Here is an 18,173-nt window from a genome sequence, read left to right as displayed (position 1 = left end):
CGAAGGCGTTCGGGGCGGGTGGCGACGTACTCACCGCCGTGCGTCGACGGCGACGAAGAGCACGCCGGCCCATGCCGCGTCCTGCTGGGACTGGATCCGGAAGGTCGCCTGGTCGCCGCCCTGCTGCAGACCGTCTCCGAGGTCGAACACATCAGAGTCGTAGCCGAGGGTGTTGGCGTGGGCGGGCACCCGCGACACATCCGCCCCGGGCTCGCTGATGGTGGAGTTGAGGACGTCGTCCCGGGGGTTGGCGCCGTTGGTGAGAGCGACCTCGGACTGGCCGGTCGCCACGGTGAGCGAGTCGCCGCCGGTGCCGCGGTCGCCGTTGTACGTCACCAGGCCCGCACGGCCCCACGCGCCCGCGGCGAAGCCCAGGCCGGTCACGCGGATCTCCTGGGCATTGGACCTGAGCGGGGTGAAGCCGTCCCAGACCGCGAGGTTCCGCAGCGGTTCCGACGGGTTCTCGTAAGCCACCACGAGTGTCCAGCCGCCCCATGCCCCGGCCGTCGACCTGCCCATGGCGATGTTGATCTGCGCCACGGTGTAGAGGCCCGATCCGCCCTCCCGCACCAGCCCCGTCACGTCCGCCGAGGCCTGGAAGGCGTCCATGCCGTCCAGCACGCGGTGGCCGACCAGCGTGTCGGCGAGCAACTGCTTGTACTCCCCGCCGGGTTCGGCGATCAGCACGCGCCCGTTGTCCTCCGCCGGCTTCTGCTCGCCCACCCGCAGGTTGCCGCCCCAGTAGAGGCGCGCGTACGTCACCCGGGAGCCGCTGGGCAGGCGGACCTGCGAGCGGGAGGAGTTGTAGGTGTTGGGGTCGCGGTCGACATCGACGTAGAACATGTCGAAGTCGCCGTTCGCCGCCACACCGCCCGCCTGCGCGTCCGGGCACGAGGGCCGCTGCGCCGCGCGGCAGGTGATCGAGGCGTTGGCAGCGCGTACGATGCCGCCGTGCTGGAGCGCGCGGTACCGCTCGGCGAAGGCGAGGCTCTCGGCCTCCGGCGAGGGCGCCGCGGCCGGTGCGGCGGCCGGGGAACTGCTGGCTGCCCACACGGCGGCAAGGGCGAGGACGCCCACGGTCGCGCGGCGAAACAGCGGGCCCAGGGAATGGCGCATGACCGGTCGTTGCCCTTTCGGAACAGGTGGCCGTGGCAGCAGCGCCACGAGTGCGATGTGTCCGCGCTGAGGAGTGCGTCGGGCGGTTCGCAACTCTAGTCATCAATCGGACATAGTCGATGAAATTCGGTGAAGTCTGACAAGTGTGTCGGAATCGTGAAATCGCAAGTGTTTGCTGGTTCCGGTGACCGCCTCGGCACCGCGCGGCGCCTCCGCCCGGCGGGGGCAGGGCCATTACTCCATCAGGGGGTGACGGCCATGCGGTCTGACAAAGCGTCTGATCAGGCCGGACGCGGCGAAAGGGGGAATTATGTATTCCCTAAAAGCCTATGAATGCTTGCGGAAAGTCCCTGTTTCTTTCACGGTGGGCTCAAGATCCATCGCCGTCGAAAGGAATCCCCATGCGTGCTCTGCCCGCACGGCGCATCGCGTCCAGCGCACTGTGCGCCGCCCTTCTGGTCGGGATCACCGGCCCCGTCGCCATGGCGGCCGACTCGGCCCGCGGGCATGGCCATGTGGCCTCCGATGCCCGGCTTCCCGGCGCTGACGCGCGCCTCGTACAGATCGGGAGAATCAACTGGGGCACGCTCACCCCCGTCGCCGACCTGCTGAACGCCGTACTCCGGGACAACGGCCGGCTGACCGCGGCCGAGGCCATCAAGCTGGGAGACGCCGCGAAGGCCGCCCTGGCCGAGGCCGCCGCCGAGGACGACGCGCAGCCCCCGTCCCCCGTGGCGCCCCTGACCCCCGCGCCGGTCATCCTGCCGGCTCCCGTCCTGCCCGCCCTGCCCGCCATGGTGCCCGAGCGGCGCGCCGCCGACCCGGTGACCGACCTGCTGGACCTCGTGCTGGGGGCTGTCGACGGCCTCCTGGATGCGGTCACCGGTGGTGTCGGAGGCGTCCTTCCCCTGGTCGACGACCTGCTGGGCGGGGTGGACGAGCTCCTCGCCGAACTGACCTCGGGCGACCCGGCACTCCAGGACGAGGACGCCTTGACGTCGGTGACGTCCAGCACCTCGACGACCCCGGCGGCGGAGCCCGATGAATTCTTCTCGCCCCAGATCTCGGTGCTGACGCCGCTGCTGCCGCCGGCCCCGTGAACTCGTCCAGTCGTGGTGCCGGCCTCAGGGAGCGGCGCCACGACTGCTGTTCTTTCACAGCCTGAAGTACCGCCCGAAGTCCGGTCTTTTAATAGATCTCGTATGAGGTATCGGCAATCTTCGGCAGTTCCGGTTTCCGCCCAGGCCAGGGCTCGTTAGGCACGGCGACAGAAACCACTCCGGCGACGTGCGTTGCCGAAGAAAGGAACACGATGAAGTCTCTGAAGGCTGCCGCCGTCTTTGCCGGGTCCTTGATCGCCGCCGGTTCCGCCACCCCGGCGTTCGCCCATGACGCCATGGTCGCCCCGAGCGCCCCCGCCGCTCAGAGCGCTCCGGACGTGCAGAGTGCCCCGGTTGCCCAGAGTGCTCCGGCCGCCCAGGCCGCTCCCGTTGCCCAGGCCGCCCCGGCCGCCCCGGTCGCCCAGGCCGCCCCGGCGCAGAGTGCTCCCGTCGCTCAGAGCGCTCCGGCTGTGCAGAGTGCTCCGGTCGCCCAGGCTGCTCCGCAGCCCGCCCCGGTCGCTCAGCCCGCTCCGGCTCCCCAGCCTGCTCCGGTCGCTCAGCCCGCTCCGGCTCCCCAGCCTGCCCCGGTCGCTCCGCCTGCTCCGCAGCCCGCCCCGGCCGCTCAGCCTGCCCCGGCCGCCGAGAACTCCCGCGACTTGGCGTCCACCGACCTCACCGGCGGCGTGAGCACCAAGGTCCCCCTGGACGTGACCGCCGAAGGCAAGGAGTCGCTGGTCCACACGGTGAAGAACGCCGCGTCCACGGTCAACGACGCCAAGCCGGCGCACGGCAACCTGTGGTTCTAGGGCTGGCATCACGCCCTGCGGAGGGCCGGTCCTCGGAAAGTCCGAGGACCGGCCCTCCGTATGTGTCCGGGTATGTGCACCGGTGATCACTTGTCTGGCCGTGCGGCGGTGACCGCGCGGCACGTCCGGCGGTTACGGCTACGACACCGCAACCGGACGAGGAGTGGGCCATGGCCGTCAGCATCGGCGGAGGACCGGCGAGGGACGGGGCGCCGGCCCCCCTGCCCGCAGGCAGTACACGGCGGGAGGTGACGCGCGGCCTGCGCGCCTGCGCCCTCGCCGCGGCACTGGCGGCCCCGGTGGGCGCGGCCTTGTGGCCACAGCTGTTCGGCAGGGGTGCCCCGGACGGCACCGCCGTCGCCGAGACCTACCGCGGCCGTCGCATCGGCGTGGCGTGGACCCCGCCGCACGGCCCGGCCGGGCAGGGCCGTTGGCACGTCACCGTGGACGGCCGCCCGCTCCATCTGATGCGCCGGGCCGACGGCACCTGGCTGAGCATGGTCGACCACTACTGCTCCTACCGGACACCGCTCGAGGCCGCCCGCGCCGCCGTCGACGCACTCGGCCCCGGCCGGCGACTGCGCGCTCCGGGACCGCAGAGCGCGGGGCACGTCCACCACACGGAGGACCGGCGTGGCGTACGTACGTAGGGACGCCGCCACGCTCACCAGGGCCGAGCAGCGCCGGTTCGTCAAGGCGCTGCTGGAGGTCAAACGGCGGGGCGAGTACGACGAGTTCGTCCGGATGCACGTCGAGTACTTCTCGTCGGACGGCGAGCACGGGCTGCGCGCCGCGCACATGGGACCCTCCTTCCTGCCCTGGCACCGCCGGTTCCTGCTCGAGCTGGAGCGCGCGCTGCGCCGGGTGGACTCCTCGGTGACGGTGCCGTACTGGGACTGGACACGCGATCGCACGACCACGTCCGTGCCCTGGACGGACCGTCTACTCGGGGGCGACGGGCGCCGTTCCGACCACCAGGTGATGACCGGTCCGTTCGCCTACCGGCACGGCAACTGGACCATCAAGGTGAACGTGACCGACAGGGAGTTCCTCACCCGGGAGCTCGGACGCCCCCGGGGACCGATGGAATTGCCCACGAAGAGCGAGCTGGCCTGGGCGCTGAAGGACCCCGTCTACGACGTGGCGCCCTGGGACTCGACGGTCACACGGGGCTTCCGCAACAAACTGGAGGGCTGGGGCACCGGCCGGGGCAACACGTCCTGGCGCAACCACAACCGGGTGCACGGCTGGGTCGGCGGGGACATGCTCGGCGGCGCCTCCGTCAACGATCCCGTGTTCTGGCTGCACCACGCCTTCATCGACCTGCAGTGGTACCGCTGGCAACGCCGGCACCGCGGTGCCCGCTACCTCCCCGCGACGCCGCCCGGCCGGGGCGACCGGCAGCACGGCCGGATCGTGGCACGGCGCCAGAGCATGCCGCCGTGGGACGTGACGCCGCAGGAACTGGAGGACGTCGGCCGGATCTACCGCTACGCGTGAGGGGGGAGGGCAGGGGGCCCGTACGGGGGTCCGTACAAGGTCTGTACAAGGTCCGTACACATGGGGAGAGCCCCGGCATTCGGGGGGCCGGGGCTCTCGGGTCAAGCGGACGTCAGTGGCGGTGGCCGCTCTTCTTGCCGTGCTTCTTGTCGTCCTTCTTGTGACCGTCGTCGTTCTTGCACTCGTTGCCGACGGCCGGGTTGAGCGCGCCGATGATGTTCACGGTGTTGCCGCACACGTTGACCGGAACGTGGACCGGCACCTGAACCACGTTGCCGGACAGCACACCGGGCGAGCCGATGGCCGCGCCCTTGGCGCCGGCGTCCGCCGCGGCGAGACCGGCCCCACTGAGCACCACGGCGCTCGTGCCGAGAGCAACAGCGCCAACCTTCGCGATGCGAGACATCACGTTCTCCCTTACTGACTAGGTAAGTGCGGCAGCAGTACGTGCTACCGCACTGCCCGTTCAACGCGGCGGCCCCGGACCGGTCACGAGAAATCTTCTGCGGATCACCCATCTTGAACAGGGGCTCGGCCAAACGGGTGCTCATCGGCGGCCGACCGCGTAGTTTCCGGCGGTCTCCCCGTTTACCGGGCCGGGACCGCTCTGCCGCTCTGTACGCGCTGCTGGGCAGGTCCCGCGGGTCGTGAGCAGCGGCTGCCGAAGGGGAGTTGGTTCGAGGTGGCGTCCCGGAATGGACCACCCGGAGGAACCGCCGCAGCCCTGTGACGTGCACTTTCACAAGAAACCCACGCAACAAGGCGTTTCGCGTGGCAAAAGTCGCAAACGCCGCTTATCTTAGCGACTGTCAGTGACCGGACCATAACGGTCTGTGTCGACTCGAGAATCGGAGAAGTAATGCGCAAGTACCAGAAGGCCGCGGTCGTCGTGGCCATGCTCGGCAGCGTCAGCTTCCTCGGCGCTGGCGTTGGTCACGCTGCGGGCGGGGACGGCAAGTTCAAGCTCGAGAACGAGCAGGCCCAGTCCTGCGAGCAGAACGACAGCACCCAGGGTCTGGTCAACGTCGACGACGTGAACGTCAACGTTGCCGCTCTGCTCGGCCTGGCGAACCAGGACAACAGCGAGCGCGAGTCGCTGACCTGCTCGCAGTCCTTCTCGCTGCGTGGCGGCCACTGATCAGGTTGATTCAGGCAGGCCCCGGGGTTCGAACCATGTGTCCGAGCCCCGGGGCCTGCCGCCCTGCTGAAGGAAAAAGGTAGATGTTCAACTCGAAGAAGATCGCGGCGGCAGCGGGAATCCTGGGGAGTTTCGCCCTGATCGGCGCCGGTGCCGTCCAGGCCTCGGCGCAGGGTGGTCCCGGCACGTGTGTCCAGGACAGCAAGGGCCACATCCGCTGCGTGCAGATGAGTGAGTATCAGGTCCTCAGGGACAAGAGCGGCAACGTCACCGTCTACAACGACTCGACGCAGACCTGTCCCACCGCGCACAGCCAGGTCAGCTGCGTCGACAGCGTCACCGCTCCCGTCAAGAGGGGCTGACGGGCGGGGCTGGCGAGAAGGGCTGACGAGAGGGGCTGGCCGCTCCGTCGGCAGCGCGGTCGTACAACAGGTTTTATCCAGAAAATTACGTGATTGGGCGTTTCGCCCCAGCAAGAGGCGCACACGCCACCTAAGGTTGGCGACTGTCGGTGACCAGCCCATAACGGTCTGTGTCAAATCGAGAAATCGGAGAAGTAATGCGCAAGTACCAGAAGGCCGCAGTCGTCGTGGCCATGCTCGGCAGCGTCAGCTTCCTCGGCGCTGGCGTTGGTCACGCTGCGGACGGCGACGAGCAGTTCAAGCTCGAGAACAAGCAGGCCCAGTCGTGCGAGCAGAACGACTCGCGTGAGGGTCTCATCAACATCGACGACGTGAACGTCAACCTCGCCATCCTGGGTCTCGCCAACCAGGACAACAGCGAGCGCGAGTCCGTGACCTGCTCGCAGGCCTTCTCCCTGGGCAAGTAATCACCGACCAGGTGATGCGGGCAGGCCCCGGGGCTCGAACCAGGTGTCCGAGCCCCGGGGCCTGCCTCTTGGTTTCTCAGCCGGTATTGGCCTCTCGGCCGGTAGATGCGTCCGGAACGACCCCTCGCCCAGCGGCGGGGAGTCGACCGCAAAGGAAAAGGTAAATGCTCAATTCGAAGAAGATCGCGGCGGCAGCGGGAATCCTGGGGAGCTTCGCCCTGATCGGTGTCGGTGCCGCCCAGGCCTCCGCCCTCGGCGACGCCGGCAAGTGCGTCGACGACGGCAACGGCCAGGTTCGCTGCGTGGAACTGAGCCAGTACACGTACACCACCGACAAGGGCGGCAAGGTCACCGTCGTCAACAACTCGACGCAGGACTGCCCGACGTCGCACAGCCAGGTCTCCTGCACCAGCAGTGCCGTCGTCCCCGGCAAGAGGGCCTGACTCCCGCCGAGTCCGAGGCGCCGTCCTGTCCACGTCGGCGCCCCTCGTGAGAGTCCACCCGCGCAGCGGAGGATGGCCGGGACCCGATCCGGGTCCCGGCCATTGGTGTGTCTTGCTGTCGTGGCTGGTGCCTCGTGCCTCGTGCCTCGTGCCTCGTGCCCCGTGGCCGGTGCCTCGTGCCTCGTGCCTCGTGGCCGGTGCCCCGTGCCCCGTGCCCCGTGGCCGGTGCCCCGTGCCTCGTGCCCGGTGGCCGGCGGCCGGTGGCCGGTGGCCCGTGGCCCGTGGCCGGTGGCCCGTGGCCCTTGCCCGTGGCCCGTGGCCCTTTCCCGTGCCCGACGGCCTCAGGGCAGCCGTCGTACGGGCTCGCCCGCGAGGAACGCGCGGATGTCCTCCACCGCCTGGCCGTAGTACGTCGTGTAGTTGGCCTCGGAGACGTAGCCCAGGTGCGGGGTGGCGAGGAGGCGGGGGGCGGTGCGCATCGGGTGGTCGGCGGGCAGGGGCTCGGTGTCGAAGACGTCGATGCCGGCACCGGCGATCCGGCCCTCACGCAGGGCGGTGAGGAGCGCCTCCTGGTCGACGATGGCCGCGCGCGAGGTGTTGATCAGATACGCGGTCGGCTTGAGGAGCGCGAGTTCGGCGGGCCCGACCAGTCCGCGGGTGCGGTCGCTCAGCGCGAGATGGACCGAGACGAAGTCGCTGCTCGCGAGAAGCTCCTCGCGGGAGGGAGCGAGTTCGACGCCGATCTCGTCGGCACGCTCCTTGGTGAGGTTCTGACTCCACGCACTGACGCGCATGCCGAAGGCAAGGCCGACCCGGGCCACTCGGCCGCCGATCTTCCCGAGGCCGAGGAGCCCGAGCCGGCGGCCGTGCAGATCGGCGCCGACGGTGGACTGCCAGGGGCCGCCGGAGCGCAGGGCGTTGCTCTCCTCGACCAGACCGCGGGCGAGGCCGAGCAGCAGGGCCCAGGTCAGCTCCACGGGCGGGGTGGAGGAACTGGCCGTCCCGCACACCGTGACGCCGTGCTCCTCGGCGGCCGCATAGTCGATCACCGAGTTGCGCATGCCGGAGGCGACGATCAGTTTCAGCCGGGGCAGCCGGGCGATCAACGACCCGGGGAACGACACGCGCTCGCGCAGCGTCACCACGATGTCGAACCCGGCCAGCGCGGCGGCCAGGGCGTCCTCGCCGTCCAGATGGGTGTCGAAGGAGACGACCTCCACCTCGCCAGCGACCGCCGACCAGTCGACGATCTCGGTCGCCACCCTCTGAAAGTCGTCCAGCACAGCACAGCGCAGCCGCACGTCGCACCCCTTCCTCGGCCCGGGTCAGGTTTCAGGACCATGATCAGGCCTGGGAGGGGGAAGCGGGAAGCCCCCTCCTGAGGCGGCACGGTTTCCACATGAGGCAGCGGCCGGCTGAGGAGCGGGGTGGGCGGCGAGGGAAATCAGGAAAGGGCCCTCGCCAGGCCCCCTGGCGAGGCCGCGGCGCTCCGCATGGCCAGCCGGCCCGCGATCGTGACCGTGGCGACGGCGACCCCCGCCGCGCCGAAGCCCAGCGCGGCCAACGGCCCGCCGGCCAGGGCCGGGACCGCGGAACCGGTGACCGCGACGCTGAGCGGCACCAGCACCGACGCACAGACCACAGCGGCCAGCAGCAGCGCGACCACGCAGGTGAGCATGGCCTCCCAGGCCAGCATGCGCAGGGCCTGCGCGGACTGTGCGCCCGCCGGGCGCCACAGGGCGAACTCCCGCCGGCGGCCCGCCGTCGCCATGCCCAGTGTGTTGACGACGGCGATGGCCGTGAACACGTTGATCATGGTCAGCAACAGGAGGACGAACAGGTTGGCCGCCGCACCGGACTCCGCTCGGCTCTCCGTCGCTCCGTCACCGATCCGCGCGCCGGGGAAATCCGCCGCCAGGGCCTTCAGCTCTCGCTCGACATCGCCCCGATCGGCTCCGGGGGCGGTCCGTACGAGAACGGTGTCGTCCAGCGGGGTGTCCGCGTGCCGGGCCGCCGAGACGCGGCGCAGCAACGCGTCGGCGAAGTCCCGCTCACGGGAGTAGACGGCCGCGACGCGGTACGTGTCCCGGCCGCCGTCGTCCCAGTTCACCCTGACGCGGTCGCCCACCGTGACGCCCAGGCTGCGGGCCGCACGGTCGCCGAGTGCCATGGACGAGTCACCGAGGCGGGCGAGCGAGCCCGCGCGGACACCGAGGTCAAGGAGGTCGGGGACCGCTTCGGCCCGCATCGCGACGAGGCTGCCGCCGATGACGGACGGTTCGTCGTCCTGGCTCGCGTCCGCGCGGCTCAGTTCGCCGTCCACGGCCAACCGCCCGGAGGCCGCCGCCACGCCGGGGAGCCGGGCGGCCCGCTCCGCGTACCCCGGTGCGATGCCCGGTCCGGCAGAGGACACGACGTGATCGGCGAGCAGCCGTTCCTGCTCCGCCTGCCACGCGCCCCGCGACGTGATCAGCGGCACGCAGAGCAGGGTCCCCGTGAGGGAGAGGGCGAGCACGAGCGGTGTCACGGTGGCGGCCAGCCGTGCGTTCTGCCTGAGGAGGTTACGGACCGCCAGCGCGCCGTCCCTGGGAAGGAACCATGTCACCGGCGCCAGGAACAGGGCGCCGGCGACCCGGCAGATCAACGGCGCCAGCAGCGCCACACCGATCATCAGGACGAGCACCATGCTCTCGGCCGTCCCGCCGCCACCGTCCAGCCGACCGCTCGCCACCGCGCCCAGACAGCCGCCCGCCCCGGCGAGCACGCCCACCCCGAGCAGCACCCGTTGCCATCCAAGTCTCGGCGCCGGAGCGGCCGACTCGCCAAGCACCTCCACCGGCCGCACCCGCGACGCGCGCCGCGCGGCGGCGAACGCCGCGAGCTGCGCCACCACAGCGGCCGTCCCGACGGTCGCCCAGGGCGCGACCGGCCCCACGGACAGGGCGAACGACGGAGGCAGCACCTCTCCGTCCACCAGCACGCGGTGGAGGAGCATGGCCACACCGATCCCGCCCGGTACGCCGAGGAGCGCGGCCGCCACCGTCACCAGCAGGACCTCCACCGCGATCATCCGGCGGATCTGCCCCTTGGTGGCCGCGACGGCCCGCAGCAGTCCGATCTCGGTCAGCCGTCCGGCGACCGCGAGTGTCAGAGTGCCGGAGACGACGAAACCCGCCACGAACAGCGACAGCACACCGAACGTCCCGACGAGCGACGAGAGAGCGCCCGCCGGGGACGGCACGTCCCAGAACTCCGCGTCCGCCCGCTCGGCGCCGGAGGCGACCACGAGCGACCCGGCATCGTCGCCGTACAGTGCCGTGACGGCCTTCTCCACCTGCCGCCGGAGCGCCGCCGAGTCCGCGCCCCTGGTGCCGTCGCCCTGGCTCATGGGGGCAGCGCGAAGGCACGTTCGGGGCCTCTCAGTCGATGCAGAACTCGTTGCCCTCGATGTCCAGCATCGGAATGCACGAATCATTGCCGTCATACAGAGTGCGCACGTGCACCGCACCGAGTGGGACCAGTCGTGCGCGTTCCGCCTCGAGTGCGGCGAGGCGCTCTTCACCCACGAGTCCGGTGCCGACCCGCACATCAAGATGCACGCGGTTCTTGACGGCCTTCCCTTCGGGGACGCGCTGGAAGTACAGCCGCGGGCCCACACCTGAGGGATCGACGCAGGCGAACCAGGAATCCCGCTGCTCAGGTGGCTGCGCGCGCTTGAAATCGTCCCAAGTGGCAAACCCCGCCGGTGGCGGCGGTATGACGTACCCCAGCACCTCGCACCAGAAACGAGCGAGCCGCTCAGGTTCTGCGCAGTCGAAGGTGACTTGGAACTTCTTGATCGGCGTCATCGGGTAACTGTATGGGCGCGTGCCGGCACCGAGGCTCCGGGCGCCATCTCCGTTGAAGTCGTCGGGGTCGGTGGTGAAGAGGGGGAGTCCCACATTCGGCTGTTTGGCCAACGAAACAAGATGCCGTGCCGGGCGTCGAGAGCGGCAAAGGACTTCGACCTGTGATCATGAGGCGTTCATTGAAGTGATCGACGAGGCGGGAACACGCAGTAGGTGATCTGATGAACTGGTTGACCTCGCTGCCGGCGGTGGTGCTGGTTGTGGGCGGGCTTTTACTCGCCCTGCTGGTCGCGGCTGCGGCGCGCATCGGCGTCCGGATGCTCGTACCCGTCGGGGAACGGGATCGGGTACCGCAGATCGCCACCCCTCTGATGCCGACACTCGGTGCTGCCTTCGCGATCTTTGCGGCACTCTCACTGGCCAGCGAGGCCGGCTACCTGCGTGCAGCCGAGGGGTTGGTGAGTGACGAGGCGGCCGCGGCCTCCCGCCTGGCATGGGCGGCGACAAGCCCGCGAGTCCAGTCGGAGCCGATCCATGCGGCACTTCTGGACTACCTGCAGACCACGCGTGCCAGGGAGTGGAGTGGCACAGCAGCGGCGTCCGGTGATGACCCGGCCACCGCTCGCGCGATCGCACGGATGGAGCGGAGCGTTCGCGCCGAGGCGGCCCGGCCCGAGGCGGGAAGCGCGGCAGGGACGGAGTTGCTGTCTTCCCTGGACGGTGTCACCAGTAGTCGTCGCGCCCGCGTCGCGGCCGCCTCGCGTGATGTTCCGTCGCTCTACGTTGTCACGCTTGTGGTCAGCGGACTGGCCTTGATCGTGAACTCCGGCGCCCTGGTCTTCCGCAGCAGCCTGCGAACGTCGCTGCTCATCGTAGGCGTTGCGAGTGTGGTCGGGCTGAGCCTGGCGTTGCTCTTCGCGCTCAGCGCGCCATGGAGTGGACCGTTCATCGTCAGTGGGCATCCGATCAACGCCGTCATCGGGGACCTGAGGTCCGGCTTCTTCGAGGGGCAATAGGCGGCGGGCGCGATCGTCCGCCGACAACGCACCCATCGACCCCAAAAAACCCGACCTGGTATTCACTGCCGGGGTGGCGGGATTGAACCCACGACCGGGCTGCCCTGGACAAGCTGGGAGGCCTGCTGGCCGGGTGAAAACGAGATCGCCGTCACTACCGCGCATTCACCGGAAGGCTCCATTCCGGTGCATAGCGACCAGCACTCCATGGATGATCGAACACGTTTCTGACGGTGCGGTGGGTGCGGTGCGCGGCGTGACAATGGCCACAGCAAGGAATGTGCCCTGGGGCCCTGGCCAGACGGCTTCTTCTTGTGAACCGGCAAGTAGCCGGCCGCATCAAGACCGCCCCACTGTCGGTCTGTCGCCATGGGAGTGCGTCGCATGGATCCCGTCCAGCAGTTCTATCGCATCTTGCTGATCTTGATCATTGCGGGGTTGGTCACCTACGTGGCCTTCCTTAACCCGCTGCTCGGGGTTGCGCTCCTCGTGGGGGTCGGTGTCGCGATGTTCATCCATCAGATCTTCGGCTGACAAGTACACCAAGGGCACATCCGCTTCTTGAGCCGCGTCAAGCACGTCGACGAGGCTCGCCCCAGGGCTTCACTCAAAGTTACAGAGTTCAAATGCACCACAGGCACCCATTCTTACGGCATAGCGGGTGAGAGTCGCGAACTACGACGTCTCACTGTTGAGTTGTCGAGTTACGGGAAGGATTGGTCCAGATGCGCAACGCCCCCGAGGTTCGAGGGCCGACGGATCCGCACGACCTACCGAGTACGCCGCAGCATCTGCTTCCTGGGGCTCGTACCTCCTCTGAATCCAAGCGCCGCCGTCGCCTGACGGAGGAGCAGGTTGGGGAACTGCAGCGGCTGAAGCCCCTGCTCGAGGGCATGGTGCGCCAGGCGTGTATGGGGTACCTGATGGAGGACTTAGTGCAGACCTGCGTGTACCAGTTGGTGCGCGCATGGTCGAAAAGGGACTTCGTCCTGGACCGACAAGACGGCGGGCGGGCCTTCGCACGCAAGGTGATGCAGAACGTCATCGCTGACGCAGCGCGGAACAAGGATCGCGACTTGTCGACCCCGGTGGACGCTCTTCCCGAGGTTTTGGTAGCGCCCGACGAGGGTGCGCACGTCCATGCTGATCGTCTCCAGTCCATCGAAAAGTTTCTCGCGGAAAAGCTCCCAGAGAGGCTGTATCACGTCGGCCGCCTCGCGATCGTTGAGGGACTCAATCAGGGGCAGATCGCCAACGTTCTCGCCATCGACCGGCACACTGTGGCGCGTCGCCTCCAAAAGGTGCGCGAGGCGCTGGAGCCCTACAAGGACACGATCCACGACGAGGTGCTGGGCGACGTGACGAGCTAGTGCCGCTACTCGGGCTCACGGGAGGGGCCAGCAAGTCGCCTCCCGTGAGCCCAGGTTGGGTCCTAGCGACCCTGACAACGACAAGGAAGTGCGCTTAAAGGATGGCAACCGATAAGCGTCCACACGCACACGTGCAGGAGGCACACCGGATGTTCAACACTTACGAGTTACTCCGCGATTGGGCGGAGGAAAGCCGAGAGGCTGTCCGGCGACGATGTGCTGGAATTGATCCCGCCTACTGGGAAGCATTGCTTGACCGTGTGGAGGACAAGCTAGACGAGGACGACCGCGATGATGTCGGCGTCTCGGAGACCAATGACTCGGCTTCGCTGCAATCCTGCACGTGTGCGGTACCTTCACTACCGCTCCTCGCGAGTGGAGCGCTGGGTGCTGCCTTAGTGCAACCCACGCTCAGCGCGGCCAACGGTGGAAGCCAAATCGTTCAATGCTTTGCAGCCTGGGCTGCATTGGCTGGATTAGGCTTCGCAGCCTTGCCGGAGCGGAGTGAGAATTCATCTCGGTCCAAGGGGGTGGGGTTATCTCTGTAACGGGGAGTTGAACCGAGGCCTTGTCACTCCCATAGAGCATCGCTTGGGAGAGTGCACAGAGGAAGTTCGAATGCCAGATCCTCGCGGGGGATGGATTGGCAATCGGACTTCAACCGCCTGAGAGCGCGCGCGAGTTCCGGACGATACATGCTGCCCCCTCAATCAATGGCTTTGAGGGGGCAGCGTCCTCGCCCGGAAGTCGGGTATAGGTGCGACACGGTTGCCTAAACGCTGCATCGGACGTTGTCAGAGCGTTCCCGTAGCTTGAGGCCATGGTCGGTACGGGCGAGAACTTCAACTCACTCCGGCGAGTCGTCGGCGGTGGGCCGCCCCGCTGCGGGCGGCCAGCCCTACTACGCTCAGAACGCCGGATCCCTTGGGCAGCGGTATGGGAGCGTCACCTTTGAGGAGGTGCATAGCGGGGTGTTGGATCTGTTGCCGTCAGCCCCGGCGAGGGTGCTGGACGTCGGGGCTGGCACTGGGCGGGATGCTGCGGCACTGGCGCAGCGCGGCTACCAGGTGGTGGCGGCGGTGTCGGTGCGCGAGCTACGGGAAGCCGCACAGAGCCTGGACCCGAGCGAAAGCATCCGCTGGGTAGAAGAATCGCTGCCTGAGTTGTCCCGCCTGGGAGGGCCCTATGAGCTGGCGCTGTTGTCATCGGTGTGGATGCACCTGCCGACGACGGCACGTGGCCAAGCGATGGAGCGCCTGGCCGCACTGCTGGCTCCGCCGGGGCTTCTCGTCGTTTCGCTACGACGCGGCGCCCTGCCGATGGACCGCGTCATGTTCGACGTGCCCGCCGAGGAGGTCGTGCGGGGGTGGGGGGGGCGGGAGTTCTACGCTCAGGATGCTTTGGCCCGCGCGTCGTGGCGGTTGGCAGTGCGATGGGGGCCAAGTCGCGCAGAGCAGGAATGCGCCGCGACGTTGGATGCCAACCGCCCCCACGGAACGCCTACTGGCAGCCGCGGTGCGCTCCATGCCCATGACGGTGATGCAGAAGTTCCACAACCTGCGCGGCGACACTACCGTGCCTCACACCTTCTATGAGCTGGCTCGGACGGGACAGCAGCACGTCGTGCGGCTGCCCCCCGACCTGCTTCGCCTAACACAGTCGGAGCAGGCAGAGAGCCTGGTCGTCGAGTTGGGTGCGCTGGAGCATCGTGGAAGGTTCCTTCGCCGCCGGCATCGGTCGCAGCCTGGTCGAGGAGGGCGTCATGGTCGACTGGAGCACGCTCAAGATCACCGACAAACGTCGCCGCCGCTCAGTGACCGGCATCGTTGAGGCCACACCTGATGATCTTTGAAGACGGGCCCTAGCCTCGCGCCTACATGATGCAGGCTGTCCGACGGGTGGTCAGCTGCTGGTCGCCTCCGGCCCGACGATCTCCCGCCTGACCGACGTCAGGTGGGCCGCGCGATACGGTCACCGTATTATTGAGCCTTTTTCCACTCTCTGATCAGCGCACCCACCACATCGTTCTGATCGATTTCTCCTCCGGCAATTTGCAGTCGCACCAACCCCTCAAGTGCCCTGATGTAGGCGTTTCCCATCGCGTAGGTCATCGAACTGGCCACAGCGGCATTGACGAGAGTTCCCACGATAGGAAATGCAAGCCGCAACATGCCGGCTGCCGTCCTGGCTGCCGTCCCTACTCCGACAACGGTCGTGAGCGCCGCTGCCACAGACTTCGGCTCCACGTTGAAGCCCATTACTCGCGTAATGCGCGCGAACATGTCAATCTGCATCGAACTCAGTGGGCCGATGTCATAGACTGAAAGAGGAATTGCAGCGATACCGGCCGCCTTGAGAGCCGTTACTGCAACAACGTCCTTCGCTTCGCTTATTTTCAGCTCCAGGTCCACCCGCTGACGGCTGGCCAAAGTCCTTTTCTGGGCCTCCGGGAGGATCTGAAGCAATGCTCCAAGGAGCTCGCCGAGGCCGTGCGGGGGAACCAACATGCTTTGACTGCCGGCGGTGATGCGCTTCTCTTGGGCAAGAACAGGAAACGCGCGAGAATCCACAATGGGGAGCCGCATCGCGTCGACAGTCGTCCGGAGGTGCACTGCTTCTGCCGAATCCTTGTCGAGACACCTGGTCAGAACAAAAGCCGTGTGCACTTCTTGAGCCAGAGCCCGGACAAGGTCGGCCTCGAAGTCTTCGACACGGCCGTTGTCGACGAGGTTACAGAAGAGAGCGAAGTGAATTTCAGACTCTTCGGCAATTACTTCCTTCTTGATCTGACTCAGGAAGTAATGAGCTACGTCTGTGCCACTCTTGCCCAGCTCGATGCCAGGCGTGTCATACACCGACACCGGAAGATGAGGCCTACGGTATCGCTTGATCTCTCGGGTCACGGGCTTTCCGACCCCCACCGGAGCGATCACCTCGCCAAAGATCGCGTTGACGAGGGTGCTCTTTCCTGACCCAGGCCGACCAGCCAGCATGATGTTCAGCATGGCTTCCTCTTGCTGTGCCTGCGCGAGGCCTTCTTGGAATAGCGCCGCGATGTCGAATTCGTTCTCGCCGTTACCACGGGTGTCAACGGTCATGGTTGGGCCTCTCGGAGAGGAATGGACCTGCCTAATAGGAGGAATGTGAAGAATTGTCGTATTCAAGCGGCTAGGACACCGAAGATGACCACGAAAGCCAGCCCAAGGGTGAAGAAGGTCATCTGTAGGGCGGCTGGCAGCCTGATGTTTGCCGAATAGATCGATCTCAAGTCGCCATCTTCATTTAGTGTGCCTGCCAAAGCCAGAAGCGTCGCAACTCCAGTCAGAACGGAGAGCGTGTGGGCCAACCAGGCCAACTGGAGCCACAAGAGTTCTGACGGAGCCGCCTTGCCGACAATTTCCTTTGCGAAGCTGATGGTGATGGTGATGACAGCGGTCGTCAGCGTCAAAACATGCTTGCTCGTTTCGCCCGCAGCCGTCAGAGCAGCCTTTCTCCGCTCCGCTGCAGCGGCGGCTTCGTCGGCTGCTGCCATATTGGTTTGCTTTCCATCAACAGAACGGCCACATAGGACAGGTGCGATCCTTGATCGCGACGAACAAGGCCAGGGTGACGGCGCCCAGGCCCCGCCGCCGTGTCTCAGCTGCCAGGCTTCCGGTGAATCCTTCGAGGTTGCCCGAGGCCTCAAGAAGTCGTACTTCGGGGTTTCGCTCCGCCATCAGCCTGTAGAGGCCGCCCTCCAAGAACTGCATATACGTAGGCTGAGTCTCACCAGCGATCGGAACCCCGCCCAGCCCACGTGCTGCGGCAGCGTTGAACTCCCGGATCGCCCGGTCTCTTATCGCTCGCCGATTGACAGCCCGATTTCCCGTTCCCCGATTACCGTCGGCATCCCGTCGGCGTTGATTGCCGCTCATGCCTCCCCCGTTGCCACCCTCGACCCGTAACGCACAGCGACGCTATCCATGAGCCTGGCTGATTGTCAGCCGCGTGCTTTAATTCGGGTTCATGCTTCAGGGGTACGCCCCCGGCGCACTTCTCCCGGCATCCGCCCCCTCAGGAGTGCCACATGTCACGGTTCCGTGGAACAAGCATGCCGCCGACGAAGGCGCAAACGAGGTGGTCAGCAGTGCAAACGCTGCTTGATGTGGCACTAGTGGCGGTTGATCGGGATCTCGTAGACGATCTCGCAGTGAGCGGCGGGCACCACAATGTCCGCCGTCTCCCCGGGGCCGCCGTCGTCGCTGTGTACGTCCGACGGATGTGCGTCACGAGTGCGGCCTTCTGGACGCCGAGAAGTGACTCCTCCTCCTGAGCACTAAATCAAGAGGAAGTTTGAGTCGTCTCGTTAGGCCTCGACCCTCCGGAGCTAGCCGGGACCACACCATCACCGACCTGGTCCGCCTCGCCCAGCTCGGCCGTGCGGCCGGCATCTATCTCGAAATCTGCGGGCAGCGCTTCGGCGCCGAACTCGGCAAGGGCATCACCATGCTCCGCGCCCAGCTCACCGGCCGTACCGCCCACCGCGTCGACGACGAGACCTCTGCCAACATGGCCTTCGGCGACATCGCCCCGGACGCCGTCCTCGCCGCTATCCAGATCCCGGCGGAGAAGCGGGGGCTTGCCATCGCGGGCGACTCGTCCGGAGGGTGGCACCGCATCCGTGCCCCGCACACCTCGCTGCGGCAGGCCGTGAACATCTGCAACCGGCACGCCGACCGAACTCCGGACATGCCCGAGCTGGCTCCGTACCGGCCCGCACACTCCGCTTTGGCCGACGCTCCCTTGCCGCCTGCCAAGCCTTCCCCGGCCACCGCCTGATCTCTCGGATTCCCACCGGTCGGCGCGACCGCCTTCGCGCCAAGTCCCTACCCCCGTCATGCCCAAAGAAGGGAGAACCCGCCATGTGCCCCGATTGCGAGGACTTCGCCCGGACCGTGCTCCTGCTCGGCCAACTCGCCCTGTATGCGGACGTGGCTGGCGCCGACCTCGACTTCGTGGAAGCCGTCA

General features: G+C 67.5%; 21 protein-coding genes and 2 pseudogenes. 14 read left to right on the top strand and 9 right to left on the bottom strand.

What is annotated here, in order from left to right; translation table 11 throughout:
* Positions 1-30: 30 nt before the first annotated feature.
* On the bottom strand, positions 31-1,116 hold the full coding sequence (locus AC07DF_RS25830) for a DUF3344 domain-containing protein (RefSeq protein ID WP_478975825.1): 1,086 nt from the start codon (positions 1,114-1,116) through the stop codon (positions 31-33).
* 401 nt (positions 1,117-1,517) lie between these two features.
* On the opposite strand from AC07DF_RS25830, the gene AC07DF_RS25825 reads away from it, so the two are divergent.
* The 4 genes from AC07DF_RS25825 to AC07DF_RS25810 all read left to right on the top strand — a co-directional run bounded on the left by AC07DF_RS25825 (position 1,518) and on the right by AC07DF_RS25810 (position 4,522).
* Entirely contained in the window at positions 1,518-2,216 is a 699-nt protein-coding gene (locus AC07DF_RS25825; protein WP_478975822.1) for a hypothetical protein, read from the top strand.
* Positions 2,217-2,428: 212 nt separating this feature from the next.
* A complete protein-coding gene (locus AC07DF_RS25820) occupies positions 2,429-3,022 on the top strand; it encodes a hypothetical protein (RefSeq protein WP_478976259.1) in 594 nt (197 codons plus the stop codon).
* A 170-nt stretch (positions 3,023-3,192) separates the two neighbouring features.
* The gene (locus tag AC07DF_RS25815) at positions 3,193-3,672 is read left to right on the top strand and encodes a tyrosinase family oxidase copper chaperone (RefSeq protein WP_478975819.1); all 480 of its coding nucleotides are present in this window, start codon (positions 3,193-3,195) and stop codon (positions 3,670-3,672) included.
* A complete protein-coding gene (locus AC07DF_RS25810) occupies positions 3,656-4,522 on the top strand; it encodes a tyrosinase family protein (protein ID WP_478975816.1) in 867 nt (288 codons plus the stop codon). The genes AC07DF_RS25815 and AC07DF_RS25810 overlap by 17 nt, the downstream gene beginning before the upstream one ends.
* 112 nt (positions 4,523-4,634) lie before the next feature.
* On the opposite strand, the gene AC07DF_RS25805 is transcribed toward AC07DF_RS25810, so the two are convergent.
* The gene (locus AC07DF_RS25805; protein WP_478975813.1) at positions 4,635-4,928 is read right to left on the bottom strand and encodes a chaplin family protein; all 294 of its coding nucleotides are present in this window, start codon (positions 4,926-4,928) and stop codon (positions 4,635-4,637) included.
* A 453-nt stretch (positions 4,929-5,381) separates the two neighbouring features.
* Here AC07DF_RS25805 and AC07DF_RS25800 point away from each other — a divergent pair, with 453 nt between their 5' ends.
* From AC07DF_RS25800 to AC07DF_RS25785, 4 genes are all read left to right on the top strand, one after another.
* Entirely contained in the window at positions 5,382-5,660 is a 279-nt protein-coding gene (locus AC07DF_RS25800; RefSeq protein WP_399026996.1) for a hypothetical protein, read from the top strand.
* 83 nt (positions 5,661-5,743) lie between these two features.
* Positions 5,744-6,022 carry a hypothetical protein gene (locus AC07DF_RS25795; protein WP_478975809.1) on the top strand — a complete coding sequence of 93 codons (279 nt, stop codon included), beginning with the start codon at positions 5,744-5,746 and terminating at the stop codon, positions 6,020-6,022.
* A gap of 197 nt (positions 6,023-6,219) precedes the next feature.
* Positions 6,220-6,489, top strand: a complete 270-nt coding sequence (locus tag AC07DF_RS25790) for a hypothetical protein (protein WP_382494047.1) — start codon at positions 6,220-6,222, stop codon at positions 6,487-6,489.
* A 164-nt stretch (positions 6,490-6,653) separates the two neighbouring features.
* The gene (locus AC07DF_RS25785) at positions 6,654-6,932 is read left to right on the top strand and encodes a hypothetical protein (RefSeq protein ID WP_478975806.1); all 279 of its coding nucleotides are present in this window, start codon (positions 6,654-6,656) and stop codon (positions 6,930-6,932) included.
* A gap of 341 nt (positions 6,933-7,273) precedes the next feature.
* Here AC07DF_RS25785 and AC07DF_RS25780 read toward each other — a convergent pair whose 3' ends face one another.
* The 3 genes from AC07DF_RS25780 to AC07DF_RS25770 all read right to left on the bottom strand — a co-directional run bounded on the left by AC07DF_RS25780 (position 7,274) and on the right by AC07DF_RS25770 (position 10,780).
* Entirely contained in the window at positions 7,274-8,233 is a 960-nt protein-coding gene (locus AC07DF_RS25780) for a D-2-hydroxyacid dehydrogenase family protein (protein ID WP_478975803.1), read from the bottom strand.
* Positions 8,234-8,376: 143 nt separating this feature from the next.
* Entirely contained in the window at positions 8,377-10,320 is a 1,944-nt protein-coding gene (locus tag AC07DF_RS25775) for an FtsX-like permease family protein (RefSeq protein WP_478975800.1), read from the bottom strand.
* A gap of 31 nt (positions 10,321-10,351) precedes the next feature.
* Positions 10,352-10,780 carry a VOC family protein gene (locus AC07DF_RS25770; RefSeq protein WP_478975797.1) on the bottom strand — a complete coding sequence of 143 codons (429 nt, stop codon included), beginning with the start codon at positions 10,778-10,780 and terminating at the stop codon, positions 10,352-10,354.
* Between the two features lie 221 nt (positions 10,781-11,001).
* Between AC07DF_RS25770 and AC07DF_RS25765 the strand changes: the two genes are divergently transcribed.
* The 5 genes from AC07DF_RS25765 (at position 11,002) to AC07DF_RS25745 (ending at position 15,018) form a co-directional block, all read left to right on the top strand.
* A complete protein-coding gene (locus tag AC07DF_RS25765; RefSeq protein ID WP_478975794.1) occupies positions 11,002-11,796 on the top strand; it encodes a bestrophin-like domain in 795 nt (264 codons plus the stop codon).
* Between the two features lie 384 nt (positions 11,797-12,180).
* The gene (locus AC07DF_RS25760; RefSeq protein WP_478975791.1) at positions 12,181-12,330 is read left to right on the top strand and encodes a hypothetical protein; all 150 of its coding nucleotides are present in this window, start codon (positions 12,181-12,183) and stop codon (positions 12,328-12,330) included.
* A gap of 191 nt (positions 12,331-12,521) precedes the next feature.
* The gene (locus AC07DF_RS25755; protein ID WP_478975788.1) at positions 12,522-13,166 is read left to right on the top strand and encodes a sigma-70 family RNA polymerase sigma factor; all 645 of its coding nucleotides are present in this window, start codon (positions 12,522-12,524) and stop codon (positions 13,164-13,166) included.
* 869 nt (positions 13,167-14,035) lie between these two features.
* A complete protein-coding gene (locus AC07DF_RS25750; protein ID WP_478975785.1) occupies positions 14,036-14,761 on the top strand; it encodes a class I SAM-dependent methyltransferase in 726 nt (241 codons plus the stop codon).
* A 113-nt stretch (positions 14,762-14,874) separates the two neighbouring features.
* The gene (locus tag AC07DF_RS25745) at positions 14,875-15,018 is read left to right on the top strand and encodes a hypothetical protein (protein WP_478975782.1); all 144 of its coding nucleotides are present in this window, start codon (positions 14,875-14,877) and stop codon (positions 15,016-15,018) included.
* A gap of 127 nt (positions 15,019-15,145) precedes the next feature.
* Here the strand turns inward: AC07DF_RS25745 and AC07DF_RS25740 are convergent, their stop codons facing one another.
* The 4 genes and pseudogenes from AC07DF_RS25740 to AC07DF_RS25725 all read right to left on the bottom strand — a co-directional run.
* Complete coding sequence (locus AC07DF_RS25740) at positions 15,146-16,264, bottom strand: GTPase (RefSeq protein ID WP_478975779.1); 1,119 nt, start codon at positions 16,262-16,264, stop codon at positions 15,146-15,148.
* Between the two features lie 62 nt (positions 16,265-16,326).
* Positions 16,327-16,698: a hypothetical protein gene (locus AC07DF_RS25735; protein WP_478975776.1), complete on the bottom strand. Its 372-nt coding sequence runs from the start codon at positions 16,696-16,698 to the stop codon at positions 16,327-16,329.
* Between the two features lie 16 nt (positions 16,699-16,714).
* Positions 16,715-16,915: a hypothetical protein gene (locus AC07DF_RS25730; RefSeq protein ID WP_478975773.1), complete on the bottom strand. Its 201-nt coding sequence runs from the start codon at positions 16,913-16,915 to the stop codon at positions 16,715-16,717.
* 401 nt (positions 16,916-17,316) lie between these two features.
* Positions 17,317-17,474 (bottom strand): annotated as a pseudogene (locus tag AC07DF_RS25725) (GntR family transcriptional regulator); the annotation flags it as partial.
* Positions 17,475-17,537: 63 nt separating this feature from the next.
* On the opposite strand from AC07DF_RS25725, the pseudogene AC07DF_RS25720 reads away from it, so the two are divergent.
* Positions 17,538-17,984, top strand: a pseudogene (locus AC07DF_RS25720) (plasmid transfer protein); the annotation flags it as partial.
* Positions 17,985-18,173: the final 189 nt, after the last annotated feature.

It is taken from the genome of Streptomyces sp. NPDC044719 (assembly GCF_056433405.1).
This window is presented reverse-complemented; position numbering and strand designations above follow the sequence as displayed.